Origin of the sequence: Streptomyces sp. NRRL WC-3605 (assembly GCF_001509795.1) — a bacterium.
GTDB lineage: Bacteria > Actinomycetota > Actinomycetes > Streptomycetales > Streptomycetaceae > Streptomyces > Streptomyces viridochromogenes.
In genome coordinates this window covers 1-921 of sequence record NZ_LLZN01000125.1, presented here as the reverse complement: position 1 = coordinate 921, position 921 = coordinate 1, and the positions used below count along the sequence as shown (strand labels likewise).

At 66.9% G+C, this 921-nt stretch carries 1 protein-coding gene and 1 pseudogene; both read right to left on the bottom strand.

The window, feature by feature from the left end:
• On the bottom strand, window positions 1-420 hold a 420-nt coding region (locus ADL34_RS33595), incomplete at its 3' end, for an alpha-amylase family glycosyl hydrolase (RefSeq protein WP_267891537.1).
• A pseudogene (locus ADL34_RS33590) lies at window positions 417-921 on the bottom strand (alpha-glucosidase C-terminal domain-containing protein); the annotation flags it as partial. The pseudogene ADL34_RS33590 and the gene ADL34_RS33595, both read right to left, overlap by 4 nt.

Genomic DNA, 921 nt, shown 5'->3' with positions numbered 1-921 from the left:
GTAGGGGCCGTCGGGGTCCTTGCGGGACTCCTGGAACCACGGGTGCTGGTCGCTGGTGTGGTTCATGACGAAGTCGATGATGACCCGCATGCCGCGCTGGTGGGCGGCGTCCACGAACTCCACGAAGTCCGCGAGGTTCCCGAACTCGGGGAGCACCGAGGTGTAGTCGGAGACGTCGTAACCGCCGTCGCGCAGGGGCGACTTGAAGAAGGGCGGCAGCCACAGGCAGTCGACACCGAGCCATTGCAGGTAGTCGAGCTTGGTGGTCAGGCCCTTGAGGTCGCCCACGCCGTCGCCGTTGCTGTCCTGGAAGGAGCGGACCAGGACCTCGTAGAAGACGGCGCGTTTGAACCAGTCGGGGTCACGGTCCTTGACGGGGGTGTCCTCGAAGGTGTCCAGGACGGGCTCGTTGACGGTCATGACGTGGGGGACCCTCCGATCTGCGGTGGCGATGCCTGGACGTGGAACACGTGCGCGGGGGCCCTTCCGGGCTCCAGCCGTACGTAGTTGGTCCTGCCCCAGCGGTAGGTCTCACCCGTCAGTTCGTCGAGCACGGACAGGGAGGCGTCCCAGTCCAGGCCGAGTTGCGGCATGTCCAACGAGACCGTGGCCTCCTGGGCGTTCTGTGGATCGAGGTTGGCGACCACCAGCACCGTGTCCGGGCCCGTGCGCTTGCTGTACGCGATGAGGGCGTCGTTGTCGGTGTGGTGGAAGCGCAGGGTGCGCAGCCGGTGGAGAGCCGGGTGGCACCTTCGGATGGTGTTGAGCCGGGTGATGAGGGGGGTGATGGTGCGGCCCTCGCGTTCGGCGGTCTCCCAGTCGCGCTGGCGCAGCTGGTACTTCTCGCTGTGGAGGTATTCCTCGCTGCCGTCGCGCAGGGGGGTGTTCTCGCACAGTTCGTAGCCGCTGTAGACGCCCCAG